This is a genomic window from Acinetobacter sp. BSP-28, assembly GCF_044130285.1.
Taxonomy (GTDB): domain Bacteria; phylum Pseudomonadota; class Gammaproteobacteria; order Pseudomonadales; family Moraxellaceae; genus Acinetobacter.
Genome location: NZ_JBIQOB010000020.1, coordinates 1 through 16,643, shown reverse-complemented (window position 1 = coordinate 16,643; position 16,643 = coordinate 1). Strand labels below are relative to the sequence as shown.

17 protein-coding genes and 1 pseudogene are annotated in these 16,643 nt (G+C 38.8%); 10 read left to right on the top strand and 8 right to left on the bottom strand.

The features are described 5' to 3' along the window. The first annotated feature begins 118 nt into the window (after positions 1–118). Together ACE01R_RS13740 and ACE01R_RS13735 are read left to right on the top strand one after the other, a co-directional pair. Positions 119–562, top strand: a complete 444-nt coding sequence (locus tag ACE01R_RS13740) for a universal stress protein (protein ID WP_395551868.1) — start codon at positions 119–121, stop codon at positions 560–562. Positions 563–695: 133 nt separating this feature from the next. Next, positions 696–1,139 carry a universal stress protein gene (locus ACE01R_RS13735; RefSeq protein ID WP_395551867.1) on the top strand — a complete coding sequence of 148 codons (444 nt, stop codon included), beginning with the start codon at positions 696–698 and terminating at the stop codon, positions 1,137–1,139. 164 nt (positions 1,140–1,303) lie between these two features. On the opposite strand, the gene ACE01R_RS13730 is transcribed toward ACE01R_RS13735, so the two are convergent. Both ACE01R_RS13730 and pepN read right to left on the bottom strand, forming a co-directional pair. After that, positions 1,304–1,519: a hypothetical protein gene (locus ACE01R_RS13730; RefSeq protein ID WP_395551866.1), complete on the bottom strand. Its 216-nt coding sequence runs from the start codon at positions 1,517–1,519 to the stop codon at positions 1,304–1,306. Positions 1,520–1,818: 299 nt separating this feature from the next. Beyond that, positions 1,819–4,425, bottom strand: a complete 2,607-nt coding sequence (pepN, locus tag ACE01R_RS13725; protein ID WP_395551865.1) for an aminopeptidase N — start codon at positions 4,423–4,425, stop codon at positions 1,819–1,821. A 436-nt stretch (positions 4,426–4,861) separates the two neighbouring features. Between pepN and ACE01R_RS13720 the strand changes: the two genes are divergently transcribed. From ACE01R_RS13720 to thiM, 3 genes are all read left to right on the top strand, one after another. Further along, the gene (locus ACE01R_RS13720; RefSeq protein WP_395551915.1) at positions 4,862–5,125 is read left to right on the top strand and encodes a hypothetical protein; all 264 of its coding nucleotides are present in this window, start codon (positions 4,862–4,864) and stop codon (positions 5,123–5,125) included. Positions 5,126–5,374: 249 nt separating this feature from the next. After that, positions 5,375–6,538, top strand: coding sequence for a hypothetical protein (locus ACE01R_RS13715; protein WP_395551864.1), 1,164 nt, complete (start codon positions 5,375–5,377; stop codon positions 6,536–6,538). 75 nt (positions 6,539–6,613) lie between these two features. Next, positions 6,614–7,435 (top strand): hydroxyethylthiazole kinase, encoded by an 822-nt coding sequence (thiM, locus tag ACE01R_RS13710; RefSeq protein ID WP_395551863.1) that lies wholly within the window; start codon positions 6,614–6,616, stop codon positions 7,433–7,435. Positions 7,436–7,546: 111 nt separating this feature from the next. Here the strand turns inward: thiM and ACE01R_RS13705 are convergent, their stop codons facing one another. After that, on the bottom strand, positions 7,547–8,278 hold the full coding sequence (locus tag ACE01R_RS13705) for a hypothetical protein (RefSeq protein WP_395551862.1): 732 nt from the start codon (positions 8,276–8,278) through the stop codon (positions 7,547–7,549). 272 nt (positions 8,279–8,550) lie between these two features. Then, positions 8,551–10,077, bottom strand: a complete 1,527-nt coding sequence (locus tag ACE01R_RS13700) for a transporter associated domain-containing protein (RefSeq protein ID WP_395551861.1) — start codon at positions 10,075–10,077, stop codon at positions 8,551–8,553. Between the two features lie 744 nt (positions 10,078–10,821). Here ACE01R_RS13700 and ACE01R_RS13695 point away from each other — a divergent pair. The 3 genes from ACE01R_RS13695 (at position 10,822) to ACE01R_RS13685 (ending at position 12,520) form a co-directional block, all read left to right on the top strand. Further along, positions 10,822–11,289, top strand: coding sequence for a MarR family winged helix-turn-helix transcriptional regulator (locus ACE01R_RS13695; protein WP_395551860.1), 468 nt, complete (start codon positions 10,822–10,824; stop codon positions 11,287–11,289). A 149-nt stretch (positions 11,290–11,438) separates the two neighbouring features. Continuing rightward, positions 11,439–11,903 (top strand): MarR family winged helix-turn-helix transcriptional regulator, encoded by a 465-nt coding sequence (locus ACE01R_RS13690; RefSeq protein ID WP_395551859.1) that lies wholly within the window; start codon positions 11,439–11,441, stop codon positions 11,901–11,903. A 152-nt stretch (positions 11,904–12,055) separates the two neighbouring features. Next, on the top strand, positions 12,056–12,520 hold the full coding sequence (locus ACE01R_RS13685) for a MarR family winged helix-turn-helix transcriptional regulator (RefSeq protein ID WP_395551858.1): 465 nt from the start codon (positions 12,056–12,058) through the stop codon (positions 12,518–12,520). Between the two features lie 10 nt (positions 12,521–12,530). Here the strand turns inward: ACE01R_RS13685 and ACE01R_RS13680 are convergent. Continuing rightward, a pseudogene (locus ACE01R_RS13680) lies at positions 12,531–12,758 on the bottom strand (DUF159 family protein); the annotation flags it as partial. Positions 12,759–12,928: 170 nt separating this feature from the next. On the opposite strand from ACE01R_RS13680, the gene ACE01R_RS13675 reads away from it, so the two are divergent. Then, positions 12,929–14,140: a tyrosine-type recombinase/integrase gene (locus ACE01R_RS13675; RefSeq protein WP_395551914.1), complete on the top strand. Its 1,212-nt coding sequence runs from the start codon at positions 12,929–12,931 to the stop codon at positions 14,138–14,140. Further along, on the top strand, positions 14,140–14,883 hold the full coding sequence (locus ACE01R_RS13670) for a hypothetical protein (RefSeq protein ID WP_395551857.1): 744 nt from the start codon (positions 14,140–14,142) through the stop codon (positions 14,881–14,883). Before ACE01R_RS13675 ends, ACE01R_RS13670 begins: the two co-directional genes overlap by 1 nt. 211 nt (positions 14,884–15,094) lie before the next feature. Here ACE01R_RS13670 and ACE01R_RS13665 read toward each other — a convergent pair whose 3' ends face one another. The 3 genes from ACE01R_RS13665 to ACE01R_RS13655 are packed head-to-tail and all read right to left on the bottom strand — an operon-like array spanning position 15,095 to position 16,427. Then, a complete protein-coding gene (locus ACE01R_RS13665) occupies positions 15,095–15,472 on the bottom strand; it encodes a hypothetical protein (protein ID WP_395551856.1) in 378 nt (125 codons plus the stop codon). Further along, positions 15,472–16,056, bottom strand: a complete 585-nt coding sequence (locus ACE01R_RS13660; RefSeq protein WP_395551855.1) for an N-acetylmuramidase family protein — start codon at positions 16,054–16,056, stop codon at positions 15,472–15,474. Before ACE01R_RS13660 ends, ACE01R_RS13665 begins: the two co-directional genes overlap by 1 nt. Then, complete coding sequence (locus ACE01R_RS13655) at positions 16,053–16,427, bottom strand: hypothetical protein (RefSeq protein WP_395551854.1); 375 nt, start codon at positions 16,425–16,427, stop codon at positions 16,053–16,055. Before ACE01R_RS13655 ends, ACE01R_RS13660 begins: the two co-directional genes overlap by 4 nt. Between the last annotated feature and the right edge of the window lie 216 nt (positions 16,428–16,643).

Below are 16,643 nucleotides of genomic sequence, written 5' to 3'. Positions count from 1 at the left end.
TGATTTTTATATAATTTAATGAATTTTAAAACAATTTTCACAGTCTAAATTGATCAATTCGACACAATGTGCTATGTATAAATAATAGCTACATAATAAACTCCAAGGAATCATTCTTATGTCTTATCAAAATATTTTAGTCCCAGTTGACGGCTCTGATATTTCTTTCTCTGCGGTTAAAAATGCAGCTCAAATTGCTAAAGCATTTGGTAGTCAATTAACACTGATCAGCCTGGTGACTGAAGACCCATTTTCTGAAGCAGATTTCTATTATCCGTCTCCAATCATGAAAGAATATTTTGTTCAGGCTTATGCCAATGCTGAAAAAGCATTAGAAAAAGCCAAAGCGATTGCAGCTGAAAATGGTGTTATTGCAACGCCTCAGATCATTAAAGGCAATATCTCAGAAGAAGGTATTATTGAAACTGCTGAAAAATTGAAAACTGACCTGATTGTGATGGGTTCTCACGGGCGTAAAGGTTTCCAAAAATTCCTCATGGGCAGCTTTGCTCAGGATGTTTTAAAAACCACCAAGCTTCCTGTTTTAGTAGTCAAAGAATAAGTTTCAAAAATGAGCCTTTTAATCAATAAAAGGCTCATTTTATCGATTCCTGCTTTTCATGAAATGGCCATCATAACTGGCTACAAATCATCCGTACTTTTATCTATTCAGCTATATTCCATAAGGAAATTTCATGACTTATAAACATATTTTGGTTCCAGTAGATGAATCCCCTATTTCTTATGCAGCTGTTGAACAAGCATTGACTTTGGCCAAACCTTTAAATTGCCAGGTCACCATTGCCAGTGTGATTGCCGTTGATCCTTTTGTTGGTGTCGATTTTTATAAAGTCGCACCAGCAATTACCGATTACTTTATCGAAGCTGAAAAAAATGCACAGTTGAATCTGGCAGAAATCAAGCAATCTTTCATTCGTGATGGCATTGCAGTCGATACAAAAATTGTTCGAGGTGTATCACCTGCTGAAGGTATTATGCAGGTTGCCGATGAAGTGGGTGCCGATTTAATTATTATGGGTTCACATGGTCGTACCGGATTTAAAAAATTAGTATTGGGAAGTGTGGCTCAAGAAGTATTGACCCAATCACCCATTCCAGTATTGATTATGAAAGTTTAAATATTAAAAAAGTCCCTGTAATATAGGGACTTTTTTTTATCAACATATTGACCATCTGCTTGTAGCACCATCCAGACAGTTGATCCAAAGCAACTGAACTTTTCCAGTCATATTTGCCAAAGAAGCTATCTTTAATCAAGCTTGAATGGTAGCAAGAACAAAATTTATGCTTTAGAAATATGCTGATGTAACGTTTGCAGATAAATTTCTGCTTCAAGTTTGCTGCTAAAGTTTTTTTGATAACTTCCCATTGCCTGAATATTACTCGGTGTATATTCAATTACCACTACAAAGTTACCATCAGTGGCATTTTTTGAAACCCGAATTGCAATGATATGCTGAGAATTTAGGTAAAAACCATCTTCAATTTTAACTAACAAAACCAATCTCCAGTCTACTTAGCAAAATGACAGGCTAATGCAATCACAGTCTGTTAAATGATAAAAGCTCATCCTGAGATGAGCTTCACTATACTTATTCTACCCTTAAAATGTGATTAATTCGACACTTTTAATGTGATTATTCAACATATATTTTATCTTACTATGGCAGAAGTAATTAAGTTAAGCTAAACATAATCCGCATTTTCAGCCAGCACAATGCTTGAAATGTAAATAAAAAAACCTTTTCTCAGCTTTCACCAAGAAAAGGTTTTTTCACTTATTCAGTGATGATCGAGTTATACGCTCAACATACTGTTTAAAGTTTCCGATACATTTTTAGATTTCACTTGTGGCTTTAAGGCTTCCAGTGCAGTTTTTACTTCTGTACGTTGTAGCTCTGCCAAGGTATACCAGCGAGAAAGCACTTGTAATAAGCGCGAACCGACAATCGGGTTTTTCTCATCCAGATATTTCGCTAAATCAATATAGTGCTGAACACCAAAACTCCAGGTATTGACCGGATTGGCATTTAAACCACCACTCACCGAACGAATACGGTTAGGGTTACCCAAATCATAGTCAGGATGTGAAGTTAGGTATTTGATGGTTTCTGCATTTGCTTTTGGATGCGCTGCCTGAACCATAAACCATTGATCTAAAGACAAGGCTTCATCTTCAAAGCGGCTATAGAAGTCCGCCAAAACTTCCTGGGCTTGTGGTGCATCATTCCAAACCAGGACTTTGAGCGCACCCAAACGTTCAGACATGTTACCGGTGTGATACTGCTCATAAGCGAGGTCGAAGGCATAGGCATCGCCCTGACGCGCGATCATACCAAGCATAATGTTTCTGAGTGCACGAACCCCCATCGCCTGAGAGAATTCACTTTGCATATCCGGATCTAACTCCAGGTAAGTCTCTTTGCAGAATGCACCCAGTTCACGTGCCAATCTATCTAGCAAGGCATTACGCTGTTCCTGGATTTTGGCAGGTTGATAATCTGTATCGATACGACTACCCAAATAGCCTTCTGTAGGTACATCAAACAAGCGTGAAGCCAAGAGTGGATCTTTTTCAATCACTTCAGGCAAGGTATTTTTCATGGCTTGAATATAAATATCAGCTTCATGACCTTCCAGTAAAATACGTTCGAGCAAGGTTTGAGTGGCCTGCCACTGGTTGAAACCGTTGGTTTCATATTGCATCAAGAAAGCCAGTTCTTCATCTGAATAGTTAAATTCAAGATTGACCGGTGCAGAGAAATTACGCAGCAATGAAACCACTGGTTTTGCGGTTACACCTGTAAATTCGATGGTTGCAGTATCTGTATCAAATAAATACACGCCATCTTTTACAGCATTTTCAAACAGTGCTCCAGATTGCAGCGTATATTGCTCACCTGTTTCTGCATTAAACAGTGCCAAAGCCACAGGAATAGGCACGGCTTTTAAGTTTGGATATTTATGATGATCTTTTAACGACTGTTTAAAGCTTAGACGATAAATTTGATTAGCCGCATCATATTCGCCTTTGGCTTCCAGTTTTGGTGTACCCGGCTGGTTATACCAAATCAGGAATGCCGATAAATCCACACCGGAACCTGCAGTCAATGCAGAAATCCAATCTTCAACCGTTACTGCCTGACCGTCATGACGGCGGAAATATTCGTCTGTACCTTGACGGAATTTTTCCTTACCAAGTAAGGTCGACATCATGCGGTTAATTTCCGCACCTTTTTCGTACACAGTTGCGGTGTAGAAGTTATTAATTTCGACAAAGTGATCTGGACGTGGCGGATGCGATAATGGACCTGAATCTTCAGGGAATTGATGGGCTTTGAGTACAGCCACATCATCAATACGTTGTACCGCAGCGGATTGTAAATCTTCCGAGAAAGACTGATCACGAAAAACGGTCAAGCCTTCTTTCAAGCACAACTGGAACCAGTCACGGCAAGTAATCCGGTTACCGGTCCAGTTATGGAAGTATTCATGGGCAATCACTGACTGTACCCGCATGATCGCTGCATCAGTGGTGAATTCTTCATCGGCAAGCACACAAGAAGTGTTGAAGATATTGAGGCCTTTATTTTCCATGGCACCCATATTAAAGGCACTGGTTGCCACAATCATGTAATTGTCTAGGTCATACGGACGACCATAATGTTCTTCATCCCATTGCATTGAATGTTTCAATGCTTCCATGGCAATGTGACATTTTGGAATATCTTTTTCTTCGGCATAAATTTCAAGCGATACATTACGGCCTTCAGAGGTCACATAAGAATCTTTAAGTACCGCCAAATCACCAATCACACAGGCAAACAGATAGCTTGGTTTTTTGGTCGGATCTTGCCAGATGGTATAGTGGCGACCTTCACCAGCCTCACCCGCTTCCATCAGGTTACCATTAGCTAACAGTACCGGAAATTTTTTATCGGCTTCTACACGGGTAGTAAAGACGGACAGCACATCCGGACGGTCTGGATAGAAGGTGATTTTACGGAACCCTTCAGGCTCGTTTTGCGTTACGAATAAATCACCACTGGCCTGATACAAACCTTCAAGCTGGGTATTGCTTTCCGGATGGATGACCACTTCAGTTTCCAGAATGACCTGATCTGGTGCATTGGCAATCACCAGTTGTTCTGAATCAAGCGTGTAATCTGCCTCAGTCAGCAGCTTACCATTTAAAGTAATGGATTTTAATTCCAGATCACGCCCCAGCAGCACCAAATCTCCGGCGGTCTGGCGTTTCATCACCAGGTCTGCATTGACCTGGGTATAATCGCTATATACCTGAATATCCAAGTTGATTGAATCCACCAAAAAAGAAGGTTTTTGATAGTCTTTTAAATAAACAGTCTGGTCTGCTTCAACCACCGGGTTTGCCGCGATATTCATATAATGTCCTAATCCTGTCGTTATTAAGCCAAGACGTTGTTGTTGTGAAATGCTTCGATCATACGACAACTTTCGCAATCTGTCTGTGCTATTGATTTAAGTCATATATGGGCATGTTGCTGCCAGTTTTCAATTCAAGTTGCTTACATTGGTACAATTAATGTCCTCATTGACCACTTAAGATGCATGAGTGCAGTGCATGAATTATGTCAATCTTGATATGAACTTCACTTTCCGACATATAACCATGTAAAGCGGAAATGGCTTTGTTTTTATATATGCTTGTAAAAAATTAAATTTTTTCAGATTAAATAAAATGACTTAACCCAAATTGACACTCTTTTTCAAGATGACTACATTTTGAGCACGATTTTTGCTTGTATTCATCTGTGTAAAGCGCACTATAAAATTAAGGCAAAACTAGAAGAGGTGTATGATGTATTTAAAAGACCATATTGTTCGTGTCGAAAATATCAAAACCATGCAAACGCTTGATGCTGCCGGAATTGATCACAAAGTCATTGCCATGTTTTTGAGCTGTGAAGGTATTCCGATGCAATCGGCGGATATTTGCGCAATTTTAAACAACTACGATGCTCTAGGAAGCAAGAAAGTTCCGTCCAAAAAAGTCCAGGCTTTAATTGATGCAAAGCAATTAGGCGAGGAGGATGAGTCATTACCTTGCCCTGCCTCTTATTAATGGGGAAACTTATACATCCCGATTTTACTTTATTATTAATCTATCCTTTACTATGGAGATGAAAGACCTCATTTTCATCTCCATCTAAACCCACTTTTAGAATACTTAGGCTATTTTTTCAAAGCCAGAATCTTTGGTAAGCGACACTGACCGAATTATTCTCCATTCAGCACTATTCCATCACGTCCCGGCAAAAGACACGTGTATAATCGATAAAATGATTAACCCGACTTGTGATCGACTCATTCCATGCTTCTTCAAATTCTGCAAAAACAGCTCGATGAAAGTACATCATGCCCTTTATGTCAGGCATCCATGTTCTGGATAGAAGCAGAACAGTATGATCAAGCGATGAATTTTCATGAATGCAGTCACTGTCATCATCGCCTGTTTCAAGATGGACGCGGCAACTGCCACTGTGATACCTGTCTGGCCAAGCGTAAAAAAATGCTTGCTGAAACACGGCTTCAGGAACAGCGTCAACTGAAGTCCAAAGAGAAAGATGCTGTTGAATATCGACTGGACCAACTCAGCTTTTTAAATAAATTGTTTTTACTCAGTATTCTGGACACCCTGGTTCAGGAACATACCACGCATCATGAATATATAGACTGGGAAAATATTAAATATCATTCCCTTACACCAAATTATCTATTTCAGAATTATTTGATCAAACAATTGGTGAAAGAACAGATTTTGATTGCCAAAGATTTTGCGTCCGAAGCCAATCAGTACTATGTCAATGTCCGTTTGGATGGCTATTCGGAACCGAGTTTGTTTAGTATTACCCAGCAACTGAGAAACTGGTTCTATGAAAATTTGACTCTGGGTGTACCCTTTAAAAATGCCGATGAAGTCAAAAATACACTCTATCTGGTGCTGTATCAGGAAATTATTCAGTTTGCCCAGTTTTATTGCCGGACTTGGGGCATTCAAATTGCCGGTAATAACAGCTTTCAGACCTTCTGCTATCGGCTGATGGACTCCCTGGCAGTGGGTCAAATCTACTATCTGGTACAAACTGCTTTAGAATATTTGCATCAGCAAAAAGCACTACAACCGCGCAATGAAAACTTCATTAATACCAATCTGTTAAAGAAAACTTTACAACAATATCGTGAGCGTTCCGTAACTGAAAAATGGGAAACCTCCACCCTGCCTCGTCCATACAACATTCCTTTCAGCAAGATGAGCGAAATCCTGTTGTTCCGCTTTCTTGGCTATGATGAAAGTATTTTTTTCCAACCCATCTGGAAGTTATGGAAAAAAATTGAACCGCGATTAAGTTTTTATTCACAAAAACGCTGTATGTATTGTGGTTCTAATGAACTTACTGTCGATTATGATGCTGAAAATTATGTGACGCTCTGCTGTCGAACCTGTAAGCATCAAGACCACTATTTTACCCAATAGCATTTCACCCGCTCAATGGTGATCGATATGTCCAGCTTCTCCGACTCTACCCTGTACAATTTAAGGAATCATCCCATGGATCAAACTTCAACATTGGTCGAACAGATTGTTGAAGCATGGACACAGCTGCAAACCCGGCAGCCTTTGGTGCAATGTATTACCAACAGTGTTGCAGCAAATTATGCGGCCAATGTTTTACTGGCCGCCGGTGCCTCTCCGGCCATGATTGACAATCCATTTGAAGCGGAAAGTTTTACCACGATTGCAGCTGCACTGAGTATTAATCTGGGTACCCCAACCAATGAGCAGATGCAGGCCATGCAAATTTCTGCACAAACGGCGCAACGTACCCATACCCCATGGGTGCTGGATCCTGTCGGCTACGGTCCCATTCTCAAATGGCGCTCGGACATGGTGGATGAGTTACTGCAATATCATCCCACGGTCATTCGCGGTAATGCTTCTGAAATCAGTACCCTTGCCGGCAACCAGGTAGAGTCCAAAGGTGTGGATAGCACTCTCGATAGTGCCGATGTCTACAGCCAAGCAAAAGTACTGTTAACCCATGCTGATTGTATCGCCATTTCAGGGGAGTCTGATTTTATCCTGACTAAAGAGCTAGATGCCGTGATTCAGGTGAATGGCGGTTCTTATTTACAACCTAAAGTCACTGCGACAGGTTGTGCACTGGGTGCCTTAATTGCAGCTTATTGTGCTGTCACTACACCAGCTATCGCGACGATTGCAGCCCATACACATTTTGCCATTGCAGGAAAACTGGCCTTCGATCAAGCTCAAACGGTCGGACGTTTTAATGTGGCCTTTATGGATCAAATTCAAATTTTAAATCCAGAAGTAATCCAGCAATATGCGGATATTAAAATTCTTACCCTCTAAGTCTATTTTACATTTAAGTTACTGAGGTCTACTTTACCCAGGCTGTAATAGCACAGTCTGGGGCTATATCCATGACAGCTTCGCTATCCAAAGACGAATTAGGACTGAAATTCAATATACTTTTCGGTCTATAAATAAATTAAAGATCGCTTCCATAATTGTTTGCAAATCCAGTTTACAGATACAAAGCAAACCCATGCCATCGAAATAGTCCGGCACATGCTGCATAAAAAAATTGATATGTGGTGTTGCCTTATTTCTAAGACGTTGAATGTGCTCAGGTGTAGTATGGGGCATCACATAGGGATAGACAAAAATATCTTCGCGACGTTTATGCACTTCAGATTTACGCTGCTGAATCATCTGTAGAACTTTTAAATATTCCCGAGGAATTTCTTTGTCTCTACGTGGAAAGAAATTTTGTGCACGAGATGCAAAGTAAGTATAAATTTTGGGCTGTATAACGGTAGGTACAAACCATAATGGAATGCCGGGATGTTTAATCCGGTAATTAATTGCAACCCGGATTGCTGTTTTAAGTGTCCTGTTACCTTTACGATAAGCCGGTAAAATACTGGCCCGGTAACTCACCACAAAGATAGGCTGCCCCTCTAGTGAAAGCTGAAGCACAGGAATAATATTTTGTCCAACCAGTGTGTCCTTATGGTAATAATGAACTACTAGAACAGAAACAGCATCCTGATCATAGACAAAATTATAAATTTCTTCTTCGCAAGAATACGGAAAAATTTGCTGATCAAATTCACAGATCATTTTAAAAAAACGATGTTTTTCTTCAGATGCAAGTTTTGCAAAATCTACAATCGTTTCTGTAATACGCATCAAATTGATCCAATTTTTTGATATATCAATTATTCCTGATTCCAATCTACTTAAATATCACTAGAAATAGGGATTTAAACTCAATTCATCCATTTTTTTCATCTTGTTGCAGTATTATGGGAACAATTCTTGTATAAAAATGCGGCAAAGCACAATAAAAAAGCCCAACAGATCGAGTCTGTTGGGCTTTTTCGATAATTAAAAATGAATGGATTAAAAGATATAAATCTCTAGTTCATACTCTCAATCACACGTCAACTTAATCATACTCTTTAATAATGTTTAATGAGCACGGACTTAATACGGTTATCATCCATTTCAGTCACTTCAAAGTGAATACCGTGATATTCCAGTTGAGCCCCCAGACTGACTTTGCCGTGAGTTTTCTCTAGAATCAGACCCGCAAGACTAATATAACCCGCCTCTTCTTCAACCAAGTCCAGCATGCCCAGTTCCAGTTCAAGCTGATACACATCAAGCATGCCAGAGGCTTTCCAGGTGTGATCATCAATTTTCACCAGATCGAGCTGCTCATCGGCATCCGGGAACTCACCAGCAATCGCCTCAAATACATCCAAAGGAGAAATCAGGCCTTGTACATTGCCAAACTCGTCACTGACTAATACCAATGAACCTTTCGAGCTACGCAAGGTATTAATGGCATCAATCACTTTCATTTTTTCAAAAATATAAATCGGACGATGACGTTTGATTAAAGCCTTGAGCTGTTCTGGCTCTTCCAATACATCAAGGAGTTCTTTGGCACGAACCACACTCAGCACTTTATCCAGGTTACCACGACAAACCGGAAACAGGCTATGCGGTACAGCGAGTACCTGTTCACGAATCTGTTCAGCAGTATCATCCAGATTCACCCATGAAATCTGGCTTCGAGGAGTCATGATCGAAGCAACTGACCTTTCTGCGAGGGTTAATACCCCACCAATCATGTAACGCTCTTCGTCAGCAAAAGCTTCTTGAGCTTCAAAGTGCTGAGCACTGTCAGTAACAGTTTCCATTTTGCCACCCATCAGTTTCAAGATGGAATCCGCAGTACGGTGACGTAATGGAATTTTAGATTCATGTTTGGCTACATTGCGTTGACCAAACTGGTTAAATGCTTCAATTACAATGGCAACACCAATACCTGAATAGATATAGCCTTTCGGAATATGGAACCCAAAGCCTTCTGCAATCAGGCTGATACCAATCAGCAACAAGAAACTTAAGCACAGAATTACAACGGTCGGATGTCGGTTTACAAAAGCAGTCAATGATTTAGATGCCAGCAACATCACAGCCATGGCAACAATCATGGCCACCATCATCACATAGATGTTGTCAACCATACCAATTGCGGTAATCACCGAATCTAAGGAAAATACAGCGTCTAACACAACAATTTGTGCAACAACTGCAGTAAAACTTGCATAAACAATGTTGGTGGTAACTTTAACTTCAGGCTTACCTTCAATCTTTTCATGTAGTTCAGTCACGGCTTTATAGACCAAGAATAAACCACCGAATAAAAGAATGAGATCCCGTCCTGAAAATATCAAATCAAAGACTGTAATAAGCGGTTTGGTCAAAGTGACTAACCAAGAGATGGCAAACAATAAGCCCAAGCGCATGAATAAAGCTAGGGAAAGCCCCACTACACGTGCTTTATCACGTTGTTCTGGTGGAAGTTTTTCTGCCAAAATAGCAATAAAGACTAGGTTATCAATACCTAAAACAATTTCTAAAACAATAAGAGTAAGTAAACCAACCCAAATTCCCGGATCTAATAAAAACTCCATTAGTTTATATCTCCGATTCCATGAATTTGGTTAAAAATAAACGTAGACCTGCACGGCGACGGATCCATAGATATGCCCTGTTCAACAATAGATAAATTAATTATGCACAATCTATTAAATTTGTAATTAATTTTTTGTATTCTTAGTGCTTTAAACCGAGTTTGGTATGCAATTAAGCTTATTTTTTACGCTTTTACTTCATCTCCTCATCTATTTTAGCTGGAGAAAATACAAGTCCGACCGGTCACTAGATCACTTGATAGATTATTCAAAAAAAACAGCAAAAGACGAAAGCGATTGCCATACAAGTTATAAAGATACCTATCTTCATTTAGATTCATCATTTAATCAGCATCAAGTTAAGATCGTGATCACGCATAAATAATAAAAAGTTTGAAATGCTCCTGCCTGCCGTTTTATAACATCGCATCCCTATGACAACATTATCTTCAGAAACTTTTCAAAATCTTGAAGTCCAAGTAGAAGTATTGAATTTTGCCCAAAGTATTATGAGATTCCATCAACTCAAAACCACTACACCTACTACAATGTCCCTTCTCAACGATCATGTTTAATTTTGATTTTTTGTAAGGAAACTTACTAATATCAGTTTCCTTATTGCATTATAAAAAACTTAATATATATTAATAACAATAAAAATGTGTTTTGTTTGGCAAAATTTGATCTAAATAAGACACTTTTCAAGAAATTAAAATTACAACAAACTTAGGGAGGCTTTTCTCCATGACTAAAAAGTACAGCAAATTTCTACCTTCTATCGCAGAAAATTTCTCTTTAGAAAACTTTCCTTATTATTGGGTAACCCAAGTGCATGCCCAATACGTACAAAATGTAGATCACGCTCTGAAAAAATACGGACTTGACAATTCACGTCGCCGTATTTTAATGTCATTAAAATCCAAACCGCATGCCAGTGTGTCAGATCTCTCTGAAATGGTCATTTCCAAAATGTCGACTACGACCAAAATCGTCTATCGTTTAAAAGATGAAGGATTGGTTGAAACCTATTCATGTGAAGATGATGCCCGTATTACTCGAGTTGTCTTAACCGATAAAGGGCAGCAAATGACGAATAAGATTAATGACTTGACCAATGTGGTTTTGGAACAATCTTTTGAAGGTCTCACCCCTCTACAAATTGAAAAAATGATGGACAGTTTAAAATATATTTTTAAAAATTTAGCCCATTAATTTGGGCTGAATTGTAAAGCAAACAACAAACTTATTATTAAGTTATACTTTGTAATATTATAAAAAATATCGTTTTCACTTTAATTCTACTAAAATTAAGTTACAATAATAAAATACAATTACAACAAATTAGTGGGGAAAGAACAGAGATGACAAAAAAGTATAGTAAATTTTTGCCCTCAGCAGAAAATTTTAATTTGGAAAATTTTCCATTTTACTGGGTAACTCAAGTACATGCTCAATACGTACAAAACGTTGATCATGCATTGAAAAAATATGGCGTAGACAATTCGCGTCGCCGTATTCTACTTGCTTTAAAAGCTAAGCCTCATGCCAGTGTTTCGGATCTTTCAGAAATGGTGGTATCCAAAATGTCGACGACCACTAAAATTGTCTATCGTTTAAAAGATGAAGGTTTAGTTGAAACTTATTCTTGTCAAGATGATGCACGAATTACCCGAGTAGTTTTAACCGAGAAAGGTAATCAAATGGCTCAAAAAATTAACGACTTGAGCAATGTGGTTCTAGAGCAATCATTCGAAGGGCTAACTCCCTTACAAATTGAAAAAATGATGGAAAGCCTTCAGCATATTTTTAAAAATTTATCACGATAATGTAATGTAGGTTTAAATTTAAAATTTCAGTTTAATACTGATTTTTTTCTTTTAGACTTTTGAGATAATACACAATTCATGCATTTTTTTATATTTTCTAAAAATGTTAGTGCAATAAATTATAAGTAAAACAATTGATTGGGGAAAATACTATGGCCAAGAAATATAGTAAATTTTTACTGCCATCCGGTGAAGATTTTAATTTAGAAGACTTTCCCTACTACTGGATTACTCAAGTGCATGCACAGTGTGTAAAAAATGTAGACCATGCTCTGAAAAAATATGGTTTGGACAATTCACGTCGCCGTATTTTACTCTCTTTACGTGCTAAGCCGCATGCCAGTGTCTCAGATCTATCAGAAATGGTGGTGTGTAAAATGTCGACCACGACCAAAGTTGTCTATCGTTTAAAAGATGAAGGTTTAGTTGAAACCTATTCTTGTCAAGATGATGCCCGTATTACTCGAGTTGTCTTAACCGATAAAGGACAACAAATGACCCTAAAGATTAAAGATCTGAGCAATTTAGTTCTGGAACAGTCTTACGAGGGTCTCACCCCCTTACAAATTGAAAAAATGATGGAAAGCCTTAAACATATTTTTAAAAATTTGTCATAACCCCCTATGCTTAATCGAAAAAATTAAGTTGGGGACTGATTTTTTCGATTTTTATTTTTGCAACATGCGAACACTCAAATTCTTCTACAGGGAATCCTTTTACAAAAGAACGGATATCTGGAGATTTCCAACTCAACCATTCATCTAAACGCTCGTGAGGAATCACAATCACTGAGCGTTTAATATTTCCTGGCTCGTGAAAATCCTTCATCATGGGATGGTCAATTGCGTCCATATCAAACACTAATCTTACTTTGACTTACCTTGTCTTACTTAATTCTATAACTTGCTGATTTTATTATATTGGCGTTATTACCACATATAACCTAGCATTACATGACATGCCTTTTATTTGTGAGTAATATGGTGAGTAATTCTTTTTATACCATAATGGTCGTTACTCACATCATGTTAAATGACTTAAAAATCAAGCAGCTAAAGCCTAAAGAAAAAGTATACCGTGTTGCTGATCATTCTGGATTATGCATTGAGGTTCGCCCTACCGGGAAAAAGTTTTGGCGGTACCGCTATCGCTTTCTGAATAAACCGCAGATGTTGACAATCGGTCAGTACCCGGAAATAAGCCTGTCATATGCCAGAACAAAAACAAACGAGTTCCGGGAGCAGCTTGCCAAAAATATTGACCCAATGATTGTTAAGAAAACTGAACGCTTAGAAGCTATTCAATCTCAGGCAGAAACCTTTCGAGCTATTGCACAGGAATATTGCGACCATAAGAAGAAATCGAAGTCAGCAAACTGGCTATATGTCAGGAACCATGCATACGAGGTTGATATATTTCCAGTGATTGGGGATAAGCCGATTAAAGATGTTAGCTCCGTAGATGTTAAGAATATTATGGATAATTCCATTAAACGGGTTTTGAAATCAGGAAAAGGTACGGGTGAAAATAAGGCTATATCAATCCGTCAAATTATTGCTGAAGTTATGCAGTACGCAATTATCTCTGACAGACTGATCAATGACCCTACATATGCATTACGTGGATATATTCATAGCCCGGAAACCGAGAATGCCCAACCAGTCAACTCCAAGGATCGAAAACTAATTATGCCTAGTATTGAGAAATATACCGGCTCTATTAGTACCAAAAATGCGCTTAAAACACTTATTTATACAATGTTGCGTACGGTTGAGATTCGTAGAGGATTGAAAGAATACATTGATTTTGAAGCTCGCACCTGGACAATTCCTATTGCATCTAAATCGGACATCCTTGCTGGAAAGCGCAACATGAAGAAAAATAGAATTCATATTGTGCCACTCTCAAATCAAGTTATGGAAATCATAAAGGCGCAGTTTGCTGCTTACCCTGATAGCCCATACATTTTCCCTGGTGTTAATAATGGCACGATGATTGGGCCGACAACTTTGAATCAGGCATTTCGAAATATGGGTTTGGGTCATATCACTATGCATGACTTTAGGGCTACTGCCTCAACAGATCTAAACGAAGCAAACTATAATTCAAACTGGATTGAGCTTCAGCTTGCACATGTGAAGGGCGATAAAGTTAAAGCAACCTATGATCATGCAAAATGGCTGAATGATCGTAGAAAAATGATGCAGGACTGGGCTGATATGGTTGATGGGTGGTGATGATGAATTACTTTAAAAGGGTTATTTCTAATTTTTTTTATTCTAATAGGCAGGTTAGTTTAGTTATTATTTTAGCCTTATTGCTTATGCCAATCACGGTATATGGGTATGTATTTTTCACCGCAATGCCTGATGGTGAGATGGACTTTTATGCTAAATATGGTGCCATATTCACGGCTATAGGTGCTATATCCACAGTTATCAACGCTGTAGTGGTTATTTTTTTAATGCTTTGGCTGCACAGAAGAGAATCTAGCTTAAGCTTACTACCCCAAATATCTGAGTTAAGAAAAAATCTTATTGATATTCACCACACCTTAAGCACAGAAATTGAATATTTTAAGGAAAAAAAGTATGGCAACCAAAAAACCATTAACAATAATGGTGAGTCTGGTTTTAAGGTCTACTATTCACCCTATAAGCATGAAATTCAAAACCTTAATTTAATTATCGAGAGAATGGATACTCTGTATAAGAGTTTTATATTTTTTAGGAAAAAATTTCAAAGCCATCCAGATATAAGCTTAGATACTTATAAGAAGAATTTACAATTTGTAGATTTAATTAATGAAATTCTTGTTCTGCGTAAGCCTTCTACGGAATACAAAAAAGGACTTTTCATAGGGGATGATTTAGATATTGATGCAGAAGACATGATTGAGGCTGCGAAAGAGAATTCATTAAAGTCAATTAATGAGTTAATTGACTTATTGAAACCAAATCACCTAACCAATGCAGTATAGTCCACTTAGATTTTTTGGCTCATATATCATGCACAGACAGTGATATGAGCTTTTATTGAAATCAAATAGGTTGAACAGCCCTCACTTGAGGGCCTTCACAATTGCACCATGACGCGCCTTACAATCATTATATTTCGCTACTGTGTCAACTGACCAAAGCATCACCACTTTACCCTGACCTGACTCAAGTTTTTGCAAATCAGCACATGGCTCAAGGAGGTTCGCTGGAATCACCGGTGATAAGTGAGTTGATTGCTGACACCCCGTCATCATCAAAACAATGCTGCTGATACACAGGACGCTCAATGATCTTTTGCACTTCACGTGTAACGGTTTCGACTTGTACTCGCTGTTCTGATTTTTCTTTTTCATAATCTGCGCTCACCTGGTTAATTGCGTTTTGTTTTTCAGCCAAAGCTTTGAGATGCTTTTGCTCAATCTCTTGAATTTTGGCTTGGCACTTTGATTCAGCATCCTGAATCTTTCCAGCCAAATGATTGGTATAAGTAATTTGCCCCAGCCATAAAATAGAAAGGACCGCAATTGCGATCCAGTACCTGAATTTCCATAAGACTGAAAGTATTGGCATTATTTACTCCACTTTTTATAAGCATTTCCAAGCTTCACGTCATAACTGTTTTTGGCATAAGCAGCACCGTTATAACCACGTGCAAAGGATTTCCAGTCTTTGTTTTTTAGCGCATTAACCAGGTTATTTACCTTGATGTACCGGCACATTGCGTCAAGCTGTGAGGCCTCATCTTTGTACATGGCATTAATGAAGGCCTGCAATGATGGATAACCTAAAGCATGCCAGTGATAGCCCATGACTTGGCCAATACCCCATGATGCAGATTCTAAAGCAGAATCACGATGATATTGAGCTGCGGCATTTAATCGCCCATGCTGAGCAGAATACAGGCCATAAGCACCGGTAGATTTACTACATAGATCCGGTCGTTCAGCACTGATTAGACTCAGATCGATATCACGTTTGTTTGTTATCAAACGCTGACGCATGACATGCCGCTCAAATAAAATGACCGGTGTTCCGTCTGCATTAAAGCCAGAGCCTTTGCATTCAACTTCAATCACCGCACGGAGCGCTGCGACTTCAATGCCCAATGCTTTAGCTTGTGCTGTTATTTGTGCCTCAGTAAGTCTCTTACTCATTTCTTCCATTCCTCTTTAAATTCACGAAAGATATCGAGCAATGACTTCCCTTCTCTCTGCTCAATGAAATTAAATACCCAGCGAACCAAAGCCCATCCCGGTAAACCACAGACGAAAAAAAAGCCCCCAAGGGCAATCATTCCCCACACATCTGTCACCCACTCATGCAAGCCCCATTTAATGATGATGAAAGAACCACCAGCCAAGCTCGAAACAACAGTGCAGATTAGTCCAGTTACCCATTCTTGCCCTGACCTTGGCATGCGCATCATCAGCACAACCGTTGCAACCATTGCAATTGCCAATGTTGTAACAATCACCATTCCATAAAATTTTAAAAATGCAGCCAAGCTGCTAGATACTGGTTCCACCTGTTTCCCCTAATTTTTGGCAATAAAAAAGCACCTGATTGGGTGCCATTGGTTTGTTTTTACTTAAACTTCTATTTGCACAACAGCACCCGAAGGTGCTGTCCGCTTGATTTCCTGATTTGATACAAATACCCGGGTGCCAACTGAATATTTTGTGCTGCTGGTGCACAGTACAAGACCGGTACCATCTACCACCAAGACTTTATATTTAGGATG